The organism is Dolichospermum compactum NIES-806, from assembly GCF_002368115.1.
In the GTDB taxonomy this organism is placed as follows: Bacteria; Cyanobacteriota; Cyanobacteriia; order Cyanobacteriales; family Nostocaceae; genus Dolichospermum; species Dolichospermum compactum.
Genome location: NZ_AP018316.1, coordinates 969,651 through 988,188 on the forward strand (window position 1 = coordinate 969,651; position 18,538 = coordinate 988,188).

18 protein-coding genes are annotated in these 18,538 nt (G+C 38.1%); 13 read left to right on the forward strand and 5 right to left on the reverse strand.

Annotated features, from left to right (window positions below; all coding sequences use genetic code 11):
• Positions 1–37: 37 nt before the first annotated feature.
• Positions 38–886, reverse strand: coding sequence for a CemA family protein (locus tag CA730_RS04590; RefSeq protein WP_096664542.1), 849 nt, complete (start codon positions 884–886; stop codon positions 38–40).
• Between the two features lie 292 nt (positions 887–1,178).
• Here CA730_RS04590 and CA730_RS04595 point away from each other — a divergent pair, with 292 nt between their 5' ends.
• Positions 1,179–1,922: a DUF561 domain-containing protein gene (locus CA730_RS04595; protein ID WP_096664545.1), complete on the forward strand. Its 744-nt coding sequence runs from the start codon at positions 1,179–1,181 to the stop codon at positions 1,920–1,922.
• A gap of 95 nt (positions 1,923–2,017) precedes the next feature.
• Here the strand turns inward: CA730_RS04595 and CA730_RS04600 are convergent, their stop codons facing one another.
• Positions 2,018–3,166 (reverse strand): DegT/DnrJ/EryC1/StrS family aminotransferase, encoded by a 1,149-nt coding sequence (locus CA730_RS04600; RefSeq protein ID WP_096664548.1) that lies wholly within the window; start codon positions 3,164–3,166, stop codon positions 2,018–2,020.
• Positions 3,167–3,314: 148 nt separating this feature from the next.
• Here CA730_RS04600 and CA730_RS04605 point away from each other — a divergent pair, with 148 nt between their 5' ends.
• From CA730_RS04605 to CA730_RS04620, 4 genes are all read left to right on the forward strand, one after another.
• Positions 3,315–4,091, forward strand: a complete 777-nt coding sequence (locus CA730_RS04605) for an ABC transporter permease (RefSeq protein WP_096664551.1) — start codon at positions 3,315–3,317, stop codon at positions 4,089–4,091.
• 105 nt (positions 4,092–4,196) lie between these two features.
• Entirely contained in the window at positions 4,197–4,679 is a 483-nt protein-coding gene (locus CA730_RS04610; protein ID WP_096664554.1) for a hypothetical protein, read from the forward strand.
• 8 nt (positions 4,680–4,687) lie between these two features.
• Positions 4,688–5,068 carry a DUF423 domain-containing protein gene (locus CA730_RS04615; RefSeq protein WP_096664557.1) on the forward strand — a complete coding sequence of 127 codons (381 nt, stop codon included), beginning with the start codon at positions 4,688–4,690 and terminating at the stop codon, positions 5,066–5,068.
• Between the two features lie 185 nt (positions 5,069–5,253).
• The gene (locus tag CA730_RS04620; RefSeq protein WP_096664560.1) at positions 5,254–5,994 is read left to right on the forward strand and encodes a 2-phosphosulfolactate phosphatase family protein; all 741 of its coding nucleotides are present in this window, start codon (positions 5,254–5,256) and stop codon (positions 5,992–5,994) included.
• 138 nt (positions 5,995–6,132) lie between these two features.
• Here the strand turns inward: CA730_RS04620 and CA730_RS04625 are convergent, their stop codons facing one another.
• Complete coding sequence (locus CA730_RS04625; protein WP_096664563.1) at positions 6,133–7,899, reverse strand: M61 family metallopeptidase; 1,767 nt, start codon at positions 7,897–7,899, stop codon at positions 6,133–6,135.
• A 44-nt stretch (positions 7,900–7,943) separates the two neighbouring features.
• Between CA730_RS04625 and CA730_RS04630 the strand changes: the two genes are divergently transcribed.
• The 6 genes from CA730_RS04630 (at position 7,944) to CA730_RS04655 (ending at position 12,720) form a co-directional block, all read left to right on the forward strand.
• Entirely contained in the window at positions 7,944–8,474 is a 531-nt protein-coding gene (locus CA730_RS04630; protein ID WP_231939976.1) for a DUF29 domain-containing protein, read from the forward strand.
• Positions 8,475–8,741: 267 nt separating this feature from the next.
• Positions 8,742–8,954, forward strand: a complete 213-nt coding sequence (locus tag CA730_RS04635) for a hypothetical protein (protein WP_039200714.1) — start codon at positions 8,742–8,744, stop codon at positions 8,952–8,954.
• A gap of 513 nt (positions 8,955–9,467) precedes the next feature.
• Positions 9,468–10,715 carry a GNAT family N-acetyltransferase gene (locus CA730_RS04640; RefSeq protein WP_096664566.1) on the forward strand — a complete coding sequence of 416 codons (1,248 nt, stop codon included), beginning with the start codon at positions 9,468–9,470 and terminating at the stop codon, positions 10,713–10,715.
• On the forward strand, positions 10,702–11,193 hold the full coding sequence (gene ruvX / locus CA730_RS04645) for a Holliday junction resolvase RuvX (protein WP_096664569.1): 492 nt from the start codon (positions 10,702–10,704) through the stop codon (positions 11,191–11,193). The genes CA730_RS04640 and ruvX overlap by 14 nt, the downstream gene beginning before the upstream one ends.
• 127 nt (positions 11,194–11,320) lie before the next feature.
• A complete protein-coding gene (locus CA730_RS04650; protein ID WP_096664572.1) occupies positions 11,321–11,893 on the forward strand; it encodes a DUF3727 domain-containing protein in 573 nt (190 codons plus the stop codon).
• Positions 11,894–12,186: 293 nt separating this feature from the next.
• Positions 12,187–12,720, forward strand: a complete 534-nt coding sequence (locus tag CA730_RS04655) for a YqeG family HAD IIIA-type phosphatase (RefSeq protein WP_096664575.1) — start codon at positions 12,187–12,189, stop codon at positions 12,718–12,720.
• Between the two features lie 200 nt (positions 12,721–12,920).
• Here the strand turns inward: CA730_RS04655 and CA730_RS04660 are convergent, their stop codons facing one another.
• Entirely contained in the window at positions 12,921–14,714 is a 1,794-nt protein-coding gene (locus tag CA730_RS04660) for a WD40 repeat domain-containing protein (RefSeq protein ID WP_096671283.1), read from the reverse strand.
• An 802-nt stretch (positions 14,715–15,516) separates the two neighbouring features.
• Between CA730_RS04660 and CA730_RS04665 the strand changes: the two genes are divergently transcribed.
• Together CA730_RS04665 and CA730_RS04670 are read left to right on the forward strand one after the other, a co-directional pair.
• Positions 15,517–16,299, forward strand: a complete 783-nt coding sequence (locus CA730_RS04665) for a PIG-L deacetylase family protein (protein ID WP_096664578.1) — start codon at positions 15,517–15,519, stop codon at positions 16,297–16,299.
• A gap of 59 nt (positions 16,300–16,358) precedes the next feature.
• Entirely contained in the window at positions 16,359–17,468 is a 1,110-nt protein-coding gene (locus tag CA730_RS04670; protein ID WP_096664581.1) for a glycosyltransferase family 4 protein, read from the forward strand.
• On the opposite strand, the gene CA730_RS04675 is transcribed toward CA730_RS04670, so the two are convergent.
• Positions 17,451–18,332: an aspartoacylase gene (locus CA730_RS04675; protein ID WP_096664584.1), complete on the reverse strand. Its 882-nt coding sequence runs from the start codon at positions 18,330–18,332 to the stop codon at positions 17,451–17,453. The two genes, CA730_RS04670 and CA730_RS04675, sit on opposite strands and share 18 nt — an antisense overlap.
• Between the last annotated feature and the right edge of the window lie 206 nt (positions 18,333–18,538).

Consider the following 18,538-nt stretch of genomic DNA (forward strand, 5'->3'; position numbering starts at 1 on the left):
AAATTTTGACAATGGGAAATATGCCCAATTAAGATGATTAATCATCCATTTCTTTTAAGGTAGCTAATGCTGAAGGTGATAAACGACTAAGATAGCGAAATATCCAATATTTAACTATAGTGTCTAAAATTACAGGAAATGTGGCAATAAACATAAAGATATAATTTTTATTTGCTGGTAAACCTAAGTGTTCTGTAAATCCTTCGAGAATTATTTCCCACCCATGGGGTGAGTGAAAGCCGACAAATACATCTGTAGATAGGATAATTAAAAAAGCTTTAGCACTATCGCTTAAACCATAAACAACTTGATCTATAAAGTGTTGAAGAGAAATAATATCTTTTGTACTAAAAACAATGACCAAGGCAAAAGCAATTAAGGCTATAATATCAGCAAAGATATTACTAATGGCGTTGGTACTTTTATGTTGAAATTCTGCTGCTAGTTCTATGGCTTTGGCTTTAATCTTGGATTCTCGATTTTCTGGAGAAATTTTAGTTTCTGAATCTAGTAAACTTTCAAACTTTAATTTTGCTGTAAATATTTTTAATTCATGAAAGGCTTTTTCTTCCATTTCCTGATTGAGAAAAATTTGCCCGGAGTTATCGTTTCTCAGGTTTTCTACTATGGGAAGAATAAACAGCCGTTTGGATAGGTGATGAGTTAGCAGGGGAATTATTATCAATAATAATACGAATTTGACGGCTATAGTTGTCCGCTGTCTGGATATTTGATATTTTTTAATAAATTCTTGATCGGCATTTGGAGAGATATCACTGAGAATTTTTTGGAATGTTTTCCCGATTGATATGGGAAATATGCCCGTTTTTAAGAATGTAAATTGTTGTGAGGAAACATCTTGATTAGATCGTGATGATTTTTTCATGGTAGGATAAATCAGGGGTTAGATGTAGCCATGATCAATGCCTACAACTATAACAATTAAAAAGGTTAATATTCAACTATAAAATAAATACCATTTTATTGTAGTGTATTACCAGTTTTATCTAATTTAACTGAGAGGGTGGTTGAAAATTTAGAACAATGGTAAAAACATTTCTCCGTATGGGATAAAAGCGTGATTTGTCAACAAATCTTAATATATTTTCCTAATTGAAGTAGGATGACTATATTTAGTGTAAAAATATTCGTACTGAAAATAAGCTGCAAAGAAAATTATGACTATGTATCCTAACCTGAAACGTGCATTCGCTCATCCTGTTCTCAAGGTAATTAGTGGTTTGAATAACTTCAATGCTGCTAGTGTGGCTGCGACTGTGAAAGCGGCTGATTTGGGTGGTGCGACTTTTGTGGATATTGCTGCTGATGTGGATTTGGTAAGATATGCGAAAAGCTTGACTAAATTACCTATTTGTGTATCTGCGGTTGAACCAGAGAAGTTTGTCACTGCTGTGGCTGCTGGCGCTGATTTGATTGAAATTGGTAATTTTGATGCTTTTTACGCCCAAGGGCGCAGATTTGAAGCTGCTGAGGTTTTGGAACTAACTCGCCAAACCCGTGCCTTGCTGCCAGAAATTACTCTATCTGTGACTGTTCCCCATATTCTTACCTTAGACCAACAGGTACAATTGGCTGAAGATTTGGTGAAAGCGGGCGCTGATATTATTCAAACTGAAGGTGGTACTAGCAGCAATCCCATTCACTCCGGTACTTTGGGTTTAATTGAAAAGGCTGCTCCTACTTTAGCTGCTGCTTATGAAATTGCCCGTGCGGTTTCTGTGCCTGTACTGTGTGCTTCTGGTATTTCTAATGTTACTGCACCTTTAGCGATCGCCTCTGGAGCATCTGGTGTTGGTGTCGGTTCGGCAATCAACCAACTCAATAGCGAAATTGCCATGATTGCTGCTGTGCGTAGTTTAGTAGAAGCTTTGGCTACTGCAAATATTCGCACATTTGCGTAAGAGGGAACAGGGAACAGGGAACAGGTAAGAGGTAAGATCAACATTCTCCCTTCCCCTTGACCCCTGCACCCCTGCACCCCTGATCTCTGAACAATTCAAGATAAACAATTTTTCAACGTATCAATGACTTTATCTTGTTGTTCTTGCTCCAATTCTGGGAACATGGGTAAAGATAAAACTTCTTGACTTGCTTGCTCTGCTATTGGCAATTGTCCTGATTGATAACCTAAATTTTTATACACTGGCTGCAAATGTAAGGGTAAGGGATAGTAAATCATGGAATTAACTCCCTGTTCCTGCATTTGGTTTTTTACAGAATCTCGATATTTACCGCTGGCACCATTGCGTCTTTCTCCAGAAATCCGAATAGTGTATTGATTCCAAACACCAACTCCCCCTGGAAATTCTTGGGGGACAATGATATCAGAAACTTGGCTGAGGTGTTGGTAGTAATAATCAGCGATTTGCTTACGTCTAGAGTTCCAAAGATCAAGATAGCGCAGTTTAATTTGCAGAATTACGGCTTGAATGGCATCTAAACGACTGTTGACACCGATTTCCTCATGAATATATCTTACCTTACTCCCATGTTCGCGCAAAACTCGTAATTGAGTAGCGATCGCTGGATCATTCGTGGTAATTGCCCCACCATCACCGCAACCACCGAGATTTTTGGTAGGGTAGAAACTAAAACAACCGATATGTCCAATACTCCCAACTTTTTTATTTTCCCAACTTGCACCGGTAGCCTGAGCGCAATCTTCAATTACTCTTAAATTATGAGCTTTGGCAATCTCCATTAATCCTGTCATATCCACAGGGAGTCCAAATAAATGCACTGGCATAATTGCCTTGGTTTTTGATGTAATCGCTGCTGCTACTTTTTCTACATCTAAATTAAACGTAGTCGCATCAATATCTAAAAATACTGGTGTTGCCCCGACAGCACTGATAACTTCTGTTGTCGCAAAAAAAGTAAAGGGTGTGGTAATAACTTCATCACCTGCCCCAATTCCTAAAGCGCGTAATGCTAAAAATAGAGCATCAGTACCAGAGTTACAAGCTACGCATTCACTCACACCATGATAAGCTGCAAACTGTTGTTCAAAATCTGTAATTGCTGAACCACCAATATAACGCCCAGAAGCCAGAACCCCTAAGACAGCAGCACTTACTTCAGTTTCAATGGTGGCATATTGTTGTTTAATATCAAAGGCGGGAATCGAATTTACACTTTTAATCATGAGTTTTTATTTGTAAAGGAGTCAGGAGTAAGAAGTCAGGAGTCAGGAGTCAGAAAGAAGATTTTTCTCTTCCCTCTCCTGTGACAACCCGATTTAATTTTTCAACTACTTATGCTAAAGTTTTCAATCGTTAAGAGGTAGATAAATTATGCCAGAGCTAATCAAGTTAGATATGGTAGATTTGGCTTTAGCGATGGGTTTAATGGCGATCGCCATTGGCATATCGGCATGGGAGAAATTAGGACTAGAATTAAATTTAAGCGTAGCTACTGGTAGAACTATCCTCCAACTACTTGTACTAGGATACATTTTCGACTTCATTTTTGCCGTTAACAATATTTGGGCGGTACTGGGAATTTTAGCAATAATTCTGACAATTACTGTAATTATTACTCGCAACCGCATCAGTCAAAAAATTCCACAAGTCTTACCTTTAGCTGGAAGTGCGATTTTTGTCAGCACCTCCTTAACATTGGTTTACACCAATTTTTTGATTATTCAACCAGAAAGATGGTATGAACCACGTTATATCATTCCTCTAGCTGGTATATTGCTGAGTAATGCTATGAATGCAGCCGCAATAGCCGGAGAACGTTTAGTTAGTAGTATCAACCAATTTCCCACAGAAATAGAAACCCATTTAAGTCTGGGTGCAACACCTGAACAAGCAATTAAGCCATACCGCAAAGAAGCGATTCGTGCTGCAATTATGCCGACTTTGAATCAAATGATATTGGTCGGTATGGTAACAATACCAACCTTCACCAATGGACAATTATTAGCTGGTGTCACACCGCTAGAGGCTGTGTCCTATGAGATTTTAATTATTTTTATGGTAGCTGTCAGCAATTTGTTAACAACTATTTTAATTACCAAGGGTTTATGTCGGCAGTTTTTTAATTCTGCCATGCAGTTGGTTAGGTAATGGGTGATTGGTGAATAATTCTTGGTCAACAATTCGCAATATTACTGGAAGCTGAAGATAAGTAAGGTTAAAATTACAAGCAATCTCTAAATCTGAATTACAACTATGAAGACGGCTGAAAAACTGGCTGCTGGTTGGCTACTCACACTCGGATTCATGTTTTTGGCAATATCAGTTTCAGAAATAATAGATAAATCAGCGCAATCAGGAGTAATAGTATATCCGGTGGAGGGGGAACAGGTATTTTCTGCTCCCAATGCGGTTCAGAATAGTAAAGATACGATTGTGGGAGGAATAATTTTTGGTGTTCCTAGCGCGATATTGGGAAGTTGGTTAGCATTAGGTTTGTATAAACAAAGTCAACAAGAGAAAAAAGCCTTAAAACAACAAAACAGCGAACAATTGCAAGCGCAATTTTATCAAATGTTACTACAAAATCAAGGAAGAGTAACTTTGTTAAATTTTGCCATGCAGTCCCAATTACCAGCAGCAGAAGCTAAACAATATTTAGATAAGAAAGCTAAAGAATTTAATGCGAATTTTCAAGTAACTGAAGAAGGGGCTGTATCATATCATTTTGATGTTTAATAGGTCAAATGACACAGTTTTTCTTAACTATAGCCGCCATTTTTGGCGGTTTGTCTGTTGCTGGTGGTGCTTTTGGCGCTCATGCTTTGCGGGAAAAAATTAGCGCACGTGCTTTAGAAATATTTGACACTGGCTCTCGTTATCAAATGTATCACGCTCTGGCACTTGTGTTAGTCGCCATCCTCATCAGTCATTTAGAAAATCCCCCAAGGACGCTTTTAGTCAGTGGTTGGTTATTTATGATTGGTGTGGTAATTTTTTCCGGTAGCTTATATGCTCTCAGTTTAACTGGTATTAAGTCTTTAGGAGCAGTTGCCCCATTAGGAGGATTGGCATTAATGCTGGGTTGGGCTGCTTTAGCTGTGGCTGGTGCAACCATCAAGTTTTAATCAGTAAGTAATTTTGGCATTGTGATCATGGCACTGGGATATTGTATAAACCATCCTCAAAATACTCTATTGCTTCTTACCCATTGCCTTATCTCTCTTATGTATTGATAAATAGTATCATCAGTTAGTGACATCAAGTAGGTAGAATATTAACGCAGTCTTAATAAAATAGGTGTAGCCAGCACGTGAAGATATTTGTATATCACACTCCCGAATTGACCCCAACTGATACAGTTCCAGAATGTGCGATCGCCGTTGATGTTCTGCGAGCAACTAGTACAATGGCTACGGTTTTAGCCGCTGGGGGCGAAGCTGTACAGGTTTTCAGCGATTTAAATCAACTGATGGAAGTGAGCGAACAATGGCCTCCAGAAAAGCGACTCAGGGCTGGAGAAAGGGGTGGAGCTAAAGTAGCTGGTTTTGAGTTGGGTAACTCACCCTTGGATTGCATACCAGAATTAGTTGCCGGCAAAAGGTTATTTATTAGTACCACCAATGGGACAAGGGCTTTACAACGAATCCAAAATGCCCCCATTGTCCTGGCAGCAGCTTTGATTAATCGGGCAGCAGTAGTTCAATTTCTGTTAGAAAAGCAACCGGAAACTGTCTGGATTGTGGGTTCTGGTTGGGAAGGCAGTTATTCTTTAGAGGATACAGTATGTGCGGGGGCGATCGCCCATAGTATTGTGCAACAAAGTAGTTATGCCCAACAAGAAATCAGTGGTAATGATGAAGTGGTTAGTGCGATCGCTCTTTATTCCCAATGGCAAGATAACTTACAAGGACTACTCTATCAAGCTAGTCATGGTCAACGCTTATTACGTTTGGAATGTAACGAAGACCTTAAATATTGTTCCCAAACTGATATTCTAGATATTTTACCAATTCAAACAGAACCAGGAGTATTAAAAAGTCAAAATAATTAATCTTTAGTCAGGAGGTAGGGGCGCAGGGCCTGCGCCCAGTCAGGAGAAAAAAGAAAGAAGAAAGAAGAAAGAATAAACTCTCTTCCCATCTCTTTTCTCTACCAAATCAAACATAATAATCAGTAATTTTTCATCCTGTTAATCCTTTAATCCTGGACATCCTGATTCACACAAAGGTACACCCAACCACCCGGCAAAATTCTCCATTTCTGTGAAAGAAGGATTTTCCACAACCTTAAGTTGATACTTACTAGGAATTGATGCAGCTAGAGTAACAGAATAAGTCCGCAATTCATCTTGATGAAAAACAGTAACCTGAATAGAATCATCCGCTCGATAATCCTTCAAGCGCTCATTTAGCTGATTTCCCACCTTAATACCATCAATCGCTAATAATTCATCTTCAGCATCAATTCCCGCAAATTGTGCCGGTGAACCCGCTTCCACAAACTTAATTATCTCTCGACCATTTTCAGTATTTATCCTCACACCCAAATAAGGTTCTTCATTCTTTTCTTCCACTAATTGCAAACCAAAAGGTTGCAAATATTCATTAAAAGGTAAATCTTCCAAACCATGAAGATAGCGGTTAAAGAAATCGCCTAAATCCATACCCGCTACAGACTCAATCACACCCTCTAACTGTTCGGGAGTATAACCAACTTCATCCTTGCCAAACTCCTCCCACATTTGCCGCATCACATCATCTAAAGACCGCTGATTCCCATGATGAACGCGAATTAATAAATCTAATAACAGTGATACCATTTCCCCTTTGATATAATAGGAGATTTGGGAATTACCACTATTAGCATCGGGACGATAAAGTTTAATCCAAGCATCGAAACTTGACTCCGACAAAGGTTGTACCTTCCTTCCTGGAGTCATCAAATATCTAGTAATTTCCTTACTCAAATAATTCAAATATGCCTTGGTGTTATAAATACCCGCCCGTAAAGGAATGATTAAATCATAATAACTGGTTGTTCCCTCACAAAACCACAAAGATGGTGTATAATTTTCCTGATCATAATCAAACACTTCCAAACCCAAAGGCCGAATTCTTTTAACATTCCATAAATGAAAGAATTCATGGGCTACCAATTGCAAAAACGGCTCATACTTATCCAGATTCTGAAATCCAAACCTTTGATAAATTAAAGAACAAGAATTTTTATGTTCTAAACCACCAAAACCCTGCTGAAGCAAATGCAGAAAAAATACATATTTATCATAAGGTAAACCACCAAACATTTGTGATTCCACCTCAATGATTTTTTGGCAATCAGCAATCATTTGTTGTGGTTGAAAATTTCCTTTTCCCCAAACTGCTAATTCATGGGGTTTCCCCAAAACTTCAAAATTGTATAATTTATGAAAACCAATTTCAAAAGGACAATCAACTAAAGTATCAAAATCTGCCGCTACAAAAGTATTTTTTGTTTCTGCAAATATTGGTAAACCAGTAGTTATTTGCCATTGAGGGTTAGCTGGAATCACTCGGATGTATATGGGTAAACTTTCACAACCAGGGATTCTGAAAAATAACGCCGCCCCATTAAAATAACCGTGAGTAGCATCTAAATGATTTGTTCTGACTGTTAATTCATTAGCAAATACCCGATAATGAATAGTTACTTCCGAAAGATCGCCTTTTTCTACTTGCCAATGATTTTTACTAACTTTATGCCAAGATAAGGGTTCATGATCAGCAAAAGCCGCAAAATCTTGTAAATGTCTCTCATATTCCCGTACTAAATATGAACCAGGAGTCCACACAGGCATTTTTAAATCAAGAACTGCCGATGGATAGTTGACAATGTGTAAAGTTACCTCAAACAGATGGGTTTCTGGTTGAGACATTCCCACCAAGTAATGAATTTGTGGAGAAAGTTCTGAAGTCATTTTGTGTGTTGATTTTTGAGTTACTTATCCATAATCAACAGTCTATGGTTCATCGTCAAGTCCAGGCATATAAAATTAATAATATGATGTATTTATATGCAAGATTTGGGAAAAAACAAGCCAAGGAGTTACCAATTATGACAGTACCTTATGACGAACTCGTTTTTCAATCACCATATTTAGCTGTAGTGAAAGCAAAACAACTGCTAGAGGAGGGAAAAATGAAAGAAGTTGATAATATTTTAGAAAGTTTAGCCGAGTCTATGGGGCGATCAGAAAAAAGAGCAGTAATTAGTCAATTAAATCGATTGATACTGCATATAATTAAGTGGAAATGTCAACCGGAAAAACGTAGTGCTAGTTGGGTAATTTCTATTCGTTCAGCTAGGGCAGAAATTACTGCCAGTCAAGAAGAAATGCCAAGTCTCTATCGAGATTTTTTGGAATCAATTTGGAATAAATGTTTTCTATCTGCAAAACAGGATGCTAGAGATGAAATGGGCAAAAAACCAGATATTATTGCTTTAAGTTGGGATGAAGTTTTTAACGAAACTTATACACTTTGGGACGATTAAAAAATTCCTATTTGGTAAGAAATCAGGTTATTTACGGCAGCTATCAGGGGTCAGCTATCAGCTATCAGCTATCAGCAGTAAAACAGCCTCGCTGCAAGGTTTTGTGATTAAAGGTTGTACTGCTGTATCTTGATTCTTGGCTGTTCCCTCTTTCCCAATCATTACACTTCATTGCGAAATAGGCAGTTAAGTAAAAAACATGATAACTTCATGATCTAGTCTAGTAAAGCAATTACAACTAATTCAATCAAGGAGAACTCAGTGGCAATGGAATCAAATGTACTAACGGGCGCAACTGTAGATAACCAAGATATAAGCGAATACGTTGCTCATCTACAACTGCATATGACACTACAAGCTCGCAACTTGGTTCCTAACTTAGTTCCCAACTTCAAACAGACAATCCAAGATAGTCGTCAACAATTACTACATCAAACCCAAGCGGAATTTGAAAAATTCGCTTCTCGCCAAGGTCTATAGATTGAAAAGTATTTTTAGCTTAAACAGTAGAAGCCTCTAACCTAACCGATAGGGAGGCATTGAGGCATGAACACTTTCTTGATTTTTTTTCAAATATTTGATATAATATTCAAGGGTAGGTGTAACTCAATTAAATGCACCAAAAGCAGGCTATCAAAAAAGTTAAAAATTATCTCAAAAAGTCCCTAAGGCATAGGGCTTTAAAGCTCGGTTAATGTCTTCATAAAAGAGTCGCCGAGAAGCCCACACTCACCTGTTCGCGCGAGCGTGCCGCAAGGCATAAGGGAATGTGTGGAGTATGTCACTGGAATTACCCTAGAATAGAAGCAGACATTGTGGTTTTCACCTCAAAGGTATACTCACAGTTTCTGCTTTTTATATTTTTTTTACGCATTTAGTTAAGAAAATCACTCTTTGGAAGCAAGACCTAAGAGCAAAAAGCCATTAAAATGATTGCTAGTATTACATCACCAATCATATTTTTGTAAAGGTTAAATGGCGGCTTGAATCAAAATGACTTCACTACTCCCTCGAAATCTCAGCGTTGTTATCCGACCAGTCCAACATAGGGACTTGGAAGGAATCGATCGCTTAACTCAAGAATCATTGTCCCATCTTTCTTCCCAAGAAACTGATGCGGCGATGCGGCAAATGCAATGGTTAAAACACTGGTATGGGTTACTCAAATTCTTAAGTTGGTTTCCTAATCCTTTACAGTACCGTTTCTGGGTCTATGTTGCCGAACAGGGAAGGACACTACTGGGAATGATTCAAGTCTCGCCTTTTAACCGAACTCGCAGCACTTGGCGAATTGATCGGGTGATGTTAGCAGGAACGGGCGATCGCCTGGGAGTAGGTTCACAACTACTGCGCCATTGCTTTGAGTCCATTTTAGAAGCCCGGACGTGGATATTAGAAGTTAACATTAATGATGTTGATGCCCTAGCCTTGTATCGCCACAATGGATTTCAACGGCTGGCAGAAATGACATACTGGGAAATTAGTCCCCAGTTATTAGCAGAATTAATTCAAACCGAGCCAGATTTACCCAACCTTTTACCAGTCAGCAATGCTGATGCTCCCTTACTATATCAACTAGATACAGCATCAATGCCACCTCTGGTAAGGCAAGTATTTGACCGACACACCCACGACTTTAAAACCACTTTGTTTGGCGCTATTGCTGATGCCCTCAAGCAGTGGATGACAAAAACCGAAGTTGTCAGTGGTTATGTCTTTGAACCCCAGCGGAAAGCAGCCATTGGTTATTTTCAGGTGCAACTGGATCGCACAGGGACAAAACCCCATATCGCCACACTGACAGTTCATCCTGCCTATACTTGGTTGTATCCTGAACTATTATCTCAATTAGCCCGTATCGCCCAAGATTTCCCCCAACAGGGATTACAATTAGCTTCCTCAGACTATCAGCCAGAAAGAGAAGAATATTTAGAGCGAATTGGGGCTAAACGTCAAGAACATACCCTGATCATGTCTCGTTCCGTCTGGCATAAACTGAGAGAATCGAAATTTGTTTCCTTAGAAGGGATTCAGTGGCAGGAAATGTTACAAGGACTGCAACCAACCCGGAAACCCATTCCTGGAGGGATGTCATGGATGCCGCAACCACAGCAGGTACAGCCAGAAAGAGCTACACCAGTTCAGTCGGAAATTGTAGCTTTCAATCATCAAAACCCTAATATAATAGACAGACCTTGTCCATCAGATTCAGCCACAGATGAACCCCATGAGCAACAATAGCGTGAGCTCCCAACAGCCATCAAAATCATTTATTTCCGCGTTGGGTGTGGATGTTGGTAGTAAACGCATTGGTTTAGCTGGGTGTGATGGCACAGGGTTAATTGCTACGGGTATAACCACAATTGAGCGTAAATCTTTTGTCGAAGATGTTGAGAAAATTCAGCAAATAGTCAATGAGCGACAAGTGCAAATTCTCGTTGTTGGTTTACCTTATTCAATGGACGGTTCTATCGGTTTTCAAGCTCGTCATGTCCAAAAATTTGCGGCTAGATTAGCAGCAGCGCTGAAACTTCCTTTGGAATATATGGATGAAAGATTAACTTCTTATCAAGCAGAACAACTGCTAATAGCTGAAAATCGCTCTCCATCAAGAAATAAGGGTTTAATTGATCGTAAGGCGGCTGCATTGATTTTACAGCAGTGGCTAGATGCTAGGCGCAGTTCAGCAATGCGATCAGTAACATTTACTGATGAGTGATCCCTTTTAACATGGTATTCTAAAAACTATTACTTCTATCTCTCAATTTATGGTTGACATCGGCTGTCATTTAGCGGTTCAATGATTTCCATATATAAGAGTATTGTTACAGTTACATAATTCAGCTATGTATTCATCTCCACTCCCTGAAGACAATGATCACGATTCCGAAAGTTCTCTGATTTTAACAGATGAGCTAAAACGAACACTAGAATGTTACATTGAGCATACCCTGGATGTGGAGGGAGAAAAATATGTTCTCCTCCTTCCTGTAGATGCACCAATAGAAATTTTTGCTTGGCAAGCCGATGGCGACGAAGAAGAAGCCGTCTTGGTGGAAGATGATGAAATGATAGAGGAAATTTTCGGCACTGCTCAAGCGGTTCTTTCTGAGCAAAACCTGATTCTCAAGAATACTGCTTATGCTTTGACTGTAGCAGGTGAGTTGCCTCCTGAAGATGAATCGAAATTCTTTACTTTAGAAATTGAAGATGAAGAAAATGGTTTAGAACCAGAGCAATTAATGGAAATTGCCACTTTTTATCATGATGAACAGGAGTATGCAATTTATACTCCCCTCGACCCCTTGCTCTTTTTTGCCAGAATTACGAAAACAGGTGAACCAGAATTACTTTCTCCTGAAGAGTTCCGTAAATTTCAACCCCTCTTAGAAGAACATCTTTTTAACGAAGTTGAGTAATTGGTAATTGCTGATTGGTAATGGGTAATGGGTAATGGGTAATTTAATTACTCTTACCTTTTGCCTTATTCAAAAATCTAAATTTAATTAGGGTTTGCTTAATAAATCTAAACCTGAAATTTTTTTTCTTCCTTTCTGACTCCTGAATCCTGACTAGTACAGCACGGCGTAAATAAATCAACCATTCTTAATCGCCAAAAAGCTTGCCCAATATTGCTTTTGACTTTTGACGAACGCCTTGCGGTACTAGTCCCAAACCCTGCGCCCCCACCTCCTAGCCTTCACAAAAAATTATGACTCGCAACCATCTATTAGAGCCTAACTTGATTTTAGCAGGTTCAGTTTTGACGCTGACACCAGATGTTATCCGACAATATGGGCTGAAAGGGCTAGTATTAGATGTGGATGAAACTTTAGTACCGATGACAACAAGTTCTACTTTCCCAGAATTGCAAGCATGGATAGAAGAAATTCGGGTTTGTACGACATTGTGGTTAGTCAGTAATAATTTAAGTGAAGCGCGAATTGGTGGCATTGCCCGTTCTCTTAATTTACCTTATTATTTGGGTGCGGCTAAACCCTCCCGACGGAAAATTCGGGCGGCGTTGCAGGAGATGAATTTACCTGTACATCAAGTGGGGATGGTAGGCGATCGCTTGTTTACAGATGTTTTAGCTGGTAATCGCTTGGGAATGTTTACAATTTTAGTTGAACCAATTATCCATCCCGATTTTACAGCCCTCCGTTCCCATCCTATTCGTAATATTGAAGTTTGGATATCAGAGATATTGGGCGCATCTATTACAGGTAAAGCTATTAGACATTAAAAATTGGGCGTTGCATAATTGAAGTATGAATTTATCCTCACGCAAAGGCGCAAAGGCGCAAAGGCGCAAAGGTAAGAGGTTTAAAAATTAAACCTGAATTTGGCATCACGAAAATAGCAGCCAGTCAAGCAGTTATTCATAAAAAATTTGTACCAGTTTTGTAAGTGGCACAAACTTGTAGAGACGACCGCCGTTTTTATCTAACTCCGCTGCCAAATTTTAATTGTTTTGTCCAAACTCCCACTGACTAACATTTCTCCAGAAGCAGTAAAGGATAAAGCTGTGACTGTATTAGCATGACCGGCAAATGTCCCTAATAATTCCCCAGATTGTAAATGCCACAATTTGATAGTTTTATCAGCACTACCACTAGCAATAATTTGTTCATCAGGACTTAAAGCAACTGTATTCACACTATCTCGATGTCCTTTGAGAGTGTGAACTAATTCCCCAGTAGCTAAATTCCAAACTCGAATAGTTTGATCTTGACTACCACTGACTAAAAATTTAGCATCAGCACTCATGGCTAGGGAACTGACAATATGAGAATGACCCATCAGGGTGTATATTGGTTGTGTATCTGGCAAATTTTTCTGATTGAGTGTTGAGGATGTTTCCCAAACTTTGATTTTGCGATAACTACCTGTAATCAAAATTTTCCCATCTTGACTTAACACCATGGAATGGGCTGCTGTATCATCTAAGGATAGGGTGTTTTCGACTTGGCGATCGCGCAAATTCCAAAACAAAATCTTGCGATCATGACCACCAGTTGCTAACATCTTACCATCAGGTGTAAATGCCACACAACGGACATCGCCATGATGTTTATGGAGAATATCAATTAGATCCAACGCCCCAGTATGCCAAATTTTAACGGTGGAATCTGCACCTACACTTACTAATGTTTGTCCATCGGTACTAAAAGCCAGGGAATTAACTTCATCTACGTTGGCAGAAATAACCCAAGGATATTCTGATAATGTCTCGATTAATTCACCTTTTGATAAGTCCCATAATTTTGTTTCTCCCCTGCTACCACTAGCTAACATCGGGATTGTTTTCACATTTTTAGTTCCGGCATCTTGGACTACTAAAGTTTTGATAGCATAGGCTAAACAGTTAATACCTTTTGTATGTCCTTTCAATGTTTGCCAGCATTCCCAATCACCAATAATCTTCTTTTTGGGATGATCTGATGGTAAGGTTTGAATGGTTTCTACCATCATTTTCTCATCATTTATTGGCACATCATCTGACTTACCACCCAGAGACTGTAAATACCAATTTAATCCTCCTGCATATAATAGACTACTAGGAGTTAGATAAATCTTTGAGTCTGAAAAATCTAGTTGATTTGTTGGTAAAAAACCAGTAATCACTGTTTGCTTGTGGTATCCTGACTGGGTATTTCCTGGATAAAACAAACACAGAAAAATCAATACTTGGTGGTTATTGATATCTTCTTGACTAACAGACCAACGAATTTTATCTTTTTTAATGCCGTTAAAACTTTCTCCATCTGCTACGTGAATTTGAATACTCACTTTTGGGTTATTTGCTAACAAATAAGTAAACTTACTTTCACCACGTAAATTTCCCTCATCATCCAAAACCATATTACCTAAAGTATCTTGTGGTACTTTTCTCACCAATTTTCCTAACCGTTCCGTAATCATCCAATCAACAATTTGTTCACGGACAAGATAATCTTCTGCTTGGCGTTGAAAATAGGTCTGAAAAGGAATGATCCAATCAGGATATTCAGGATATTCAGGTGGTATCGGTGGGGGATTTTTGGCGAGTATTTCAGCTTGCTGACGGGAAAATTCAAGAATTTTCGTTAATGAATCCCCCGCAAATGCCATTACCTCACTGTGATAACCTTTAACTCGACTTTCTAAAAGAGAAAGATCCGCCGTTTTCGGTTTTTTTACCCGGTTTAAGAAGTCAGTTTGTTGCGCTTTTAGTAAACTAATCCAATTCATCTGCATGATAGTGGCACACCATTGCATACCCAAGATAACTTATACTAATGCAATAATTACTCAATTTATAACTTCAGCTAAAATTTAGTAATCATTACAGTCCAATGGAATACGAAAACTAGCTAAATTTAATGGTAAACATCAAGCAATACAATCGAGGGTGGAGAAACCCCGCCCCTACTTTACGATTTGCTGACTGTATCTCATAAAAAGTGCATACCGCTATATAGTAGGTTATAGAGATTTCGATGATTTCCATAAATTCTAACTAATCTAACTGATAATTTACTGTTTCTATAGAAACACTTCTGGGTAGGAAAATAGTAAGCATTCAATCGTTAGTCGTCAGCTAATCCAGCTTTCTGTAAAATATAGGTAGTTTAAATTTATTCTTGGCTAGTCCTCTTCTTTAGTCCATAATACTGAGAGATTTTTTTACGATCTATCTGATTTTTAAACACTTTCTTATTGATATGTTCAGCATAACTTTATTAAAAAAATAAATACTTTTGTCTAGGGCTTGACTATTATAAAAATAGTTATTTTGATTTATGGGAAGCATCAATATTGGTTATTCGGTACTTACTATGCTAAATAATTTTGTCAAACCCTAAAATCCTTATACCGTAAGGATTTTACGTTAATTCATCGGTGAATTTGATATAAATTTGGCATCAAAAACAATGAAACCCTTTATTTATATGGGTGATGGGGTAAATAAACTCATATTTGGCATAACAGGTACGGAAGAACCTCAATATTTGTTATCTAGAAGACTGGGATTTTGTCTGGAATCAATTTTAAATTTATGAATCATAAAAAAAACCTAATCTCCTTAGAAAAAATAATTCCTAATAAATTGTTAAATCAAATACAATATATTCATTGTAGTTTAGTTTCATGGTGGATTTTGCATTGGGGAAGTCAGCCTTTAAATTTTTCTGAAAAATCAGTAATGGTTTTTTCTCCTCATCAAGATGATGAAACCTTTGGTTGTGGAGGGATGATTGCACGGAAAAGAGAAGAAGGAACACAGGTAGCCATAACTTTTTTGACTGATGGTAGAGGTTCTCATGGCTCAGATCCACTTATGCAAAATCAAGTTATCCAGATTCGTCAACAAGAATCTTTGATGGCGTTAAATATTTTGGGGGTAACCCCTTCAGAGATTCATTTTTTAAATCACCAAGATGGCAGTTTAGCTTCTTTAAATATAGAGAAAAGGCAACAGATAATTACTGAGATTTCAGAACTACTAAATTTATATCAACCGGGAGAGGTTTATGTGCCTCACCGTAAAGACTGTCATCAAGATCATGAAGCTACTTATAATTTAGTGAAAGAGGCAATTATCCAATCGCAAATTCATACAGAAATACTTCAATATCCTATTTGGGTATTTTGGCGATCGCCATTATTTATTCTGTTGAAGTTACAAGATATTGCCGCGGCTTATCGCTTATCAGTAACATCAGTAAAAGAGAAAAAACAAAAAGCTATTGCCGCTTATCCTTCCCAGCTTGAGATGTTACCTCGGGGATTTATTAACCGATTTTTATATTCGGAAGAAATATTTTTTAAATCCGAGTAAGTTGGGACTAGTAAGCATCTGAAGATTGGCTATAAATAATTACAGTGGAGAAAATTTAAATGCGAATTCTACATATTACTAATCATGTTCAAAAAATCGGTAATGGAATTGTTAATGTTGCTGTAGATTTAGCTTGTTTACAAGCAAAAAGTGGTCTGGATATTGCTGTAGCTTCTGCTGGTGGAGAATATGAAAAGTTATTCTCAGATCACGGTGTTGAACATTTTCATTTAAATCAATGTCGGACACCATTAAATATCATTAAAGCTGCTTGGCATTATCGCCAAATTATTAAAGAGTTTCAACCGGATATTGTTCATGTACACATGATGACAGGGGCAATTTTAGCAGGTATTTTTCGCAAGAATCGAGAATATCATTTAGTTTCTACTGTCCATAATGAATTTCAACATAGTGCTATCCTCATGGGGTTAGCTGATCAAGTAATTGCTGTTAGCAAAGCCGTAGCTAATTCCATGATTAGACGGGGTATTCCACCTCAAAAGTTGCGAGTGGTTAGTAATGGAACTTTAGGAAGTCCTCGACATAAAAAACTTGAAGATTATCAACCGTTAGAAATGCCACATCCATCTATAACTACTGTGGCTGGGATGTATACCCGTAAAGGTATTTATGAGTTAATTGAGGCATTTAAAATAGTTGCCACAGACTTTCCCCAAGCACATTTATATTTAGTAGGAGATGGTCCAGATCGTTCGATGTTCGAGGCAATAGTGCAAAATACAGATGTTAGCACTCGCATTCATTTTGAAGGATTCCAGGCAGAACCGCAACGCTATATGTTAGCAACAGATATCTTTGTTTTGGCTTCACACTGCGAATCTTTTGGCTTAGTGCTAACGGAAGCGCGGGAAGCTGGTTGTGCCATTGTCGCTAGTGATGTAGATGGCATTCCTGAGACTTTAGATTATAGTCAAGCAGGGATTTTAGTGCCACCCAAGGATATTTCAGCCTTAGCTAATACTTTGACACAATTATTGAGAGATCGCCAACTTTTAGATCAGTGGAAATTCTGCTCCCAGCAAAATTTAGAAAGATTTAGTGCCGCAAGAGTAAATGAAGAAACACTAAGTGTATATCGTGAATTAATGAGAAAAGACAATATCATCAGAGTCATGGAAACCAGAGAATTAGCCAATCTTAATTAACTGCTGTTCGCTAATGTGCATCGCAATTCCTTTCTCGTAATAGGCAGCTTCATTAATAAAGATCGGATAAACAGGAGAATTTCCTTGATAGAAAATTTCTTCTCCTGTGAAAGTCAGAAAAATAGGATCACCAGGATGCAAAGGTTCATAATCTTGGAACTGAAGTTGGGGATGAATCATCGCCTGAATTTCCCCTACTTCATTTCTCGGATAATCAATCACACCAATTGATTTATAAACTGTTAGTGTGTTATTTTTTGGTAAATATTTTCCTTGATTATAGTCCTCAAAATAATCTAACACACTATAAATAAGTTGTTCAGTTTTTTGAAATAATTCCGCATTTAAAATTCCTTGGGGTACAGCACCAACTTCAATCGCAAAACCCAAATCACACAAAGAACGCAGAAACCCACTACCTTGAGGTTGTTCATGAATATAAACCTTCACCAAAGGATTAACTGCACTCAAATCAGCAGCTAATTTGAGCAGGAAAGGATGCCAATTTCCTAGAATAATACATAATCCCATATTGGCAGTAGTTGTATGTAAATCAATAATTGTATCTACAGATTTTTGATTTTCTGGTTGTAATATTTGTTGAATTTCTCGCGCCCTTAATTCTTCATAACTTGATATTTTTGAACTTGATAATTTATCTTGATTAAAGCAACGATTCAGATCCGTATCAATATATCTTGTCCGTGCAGCAATAGCTTTAGGATTACCAAGTAATGATAAAGTTTCAAAACTGCCTCTATGAATTAAATGGGGATATTGCTGAAACTTTTTCACCAAGTAAACTCCCGTTAACTCATTACCGTGATTTCCGCCGACAATCGCCACCCGATGAATTTGATTCATAAATACCCCGGTTACAAGCAAATTAGCTATGAAAGTGAACACATTCTATCAGTCCATAGCCACTTTATCAGGACTTACGCAACTGGCACATTGGTAGGGTGCGTCAGACTGCATAAATTCTGCAAATAAACAGATTATTGATATCTGACGCACCCTACAACTACAACAGATTTTCAGTGTGACACTTGCGTAAGTCCTATTTATGC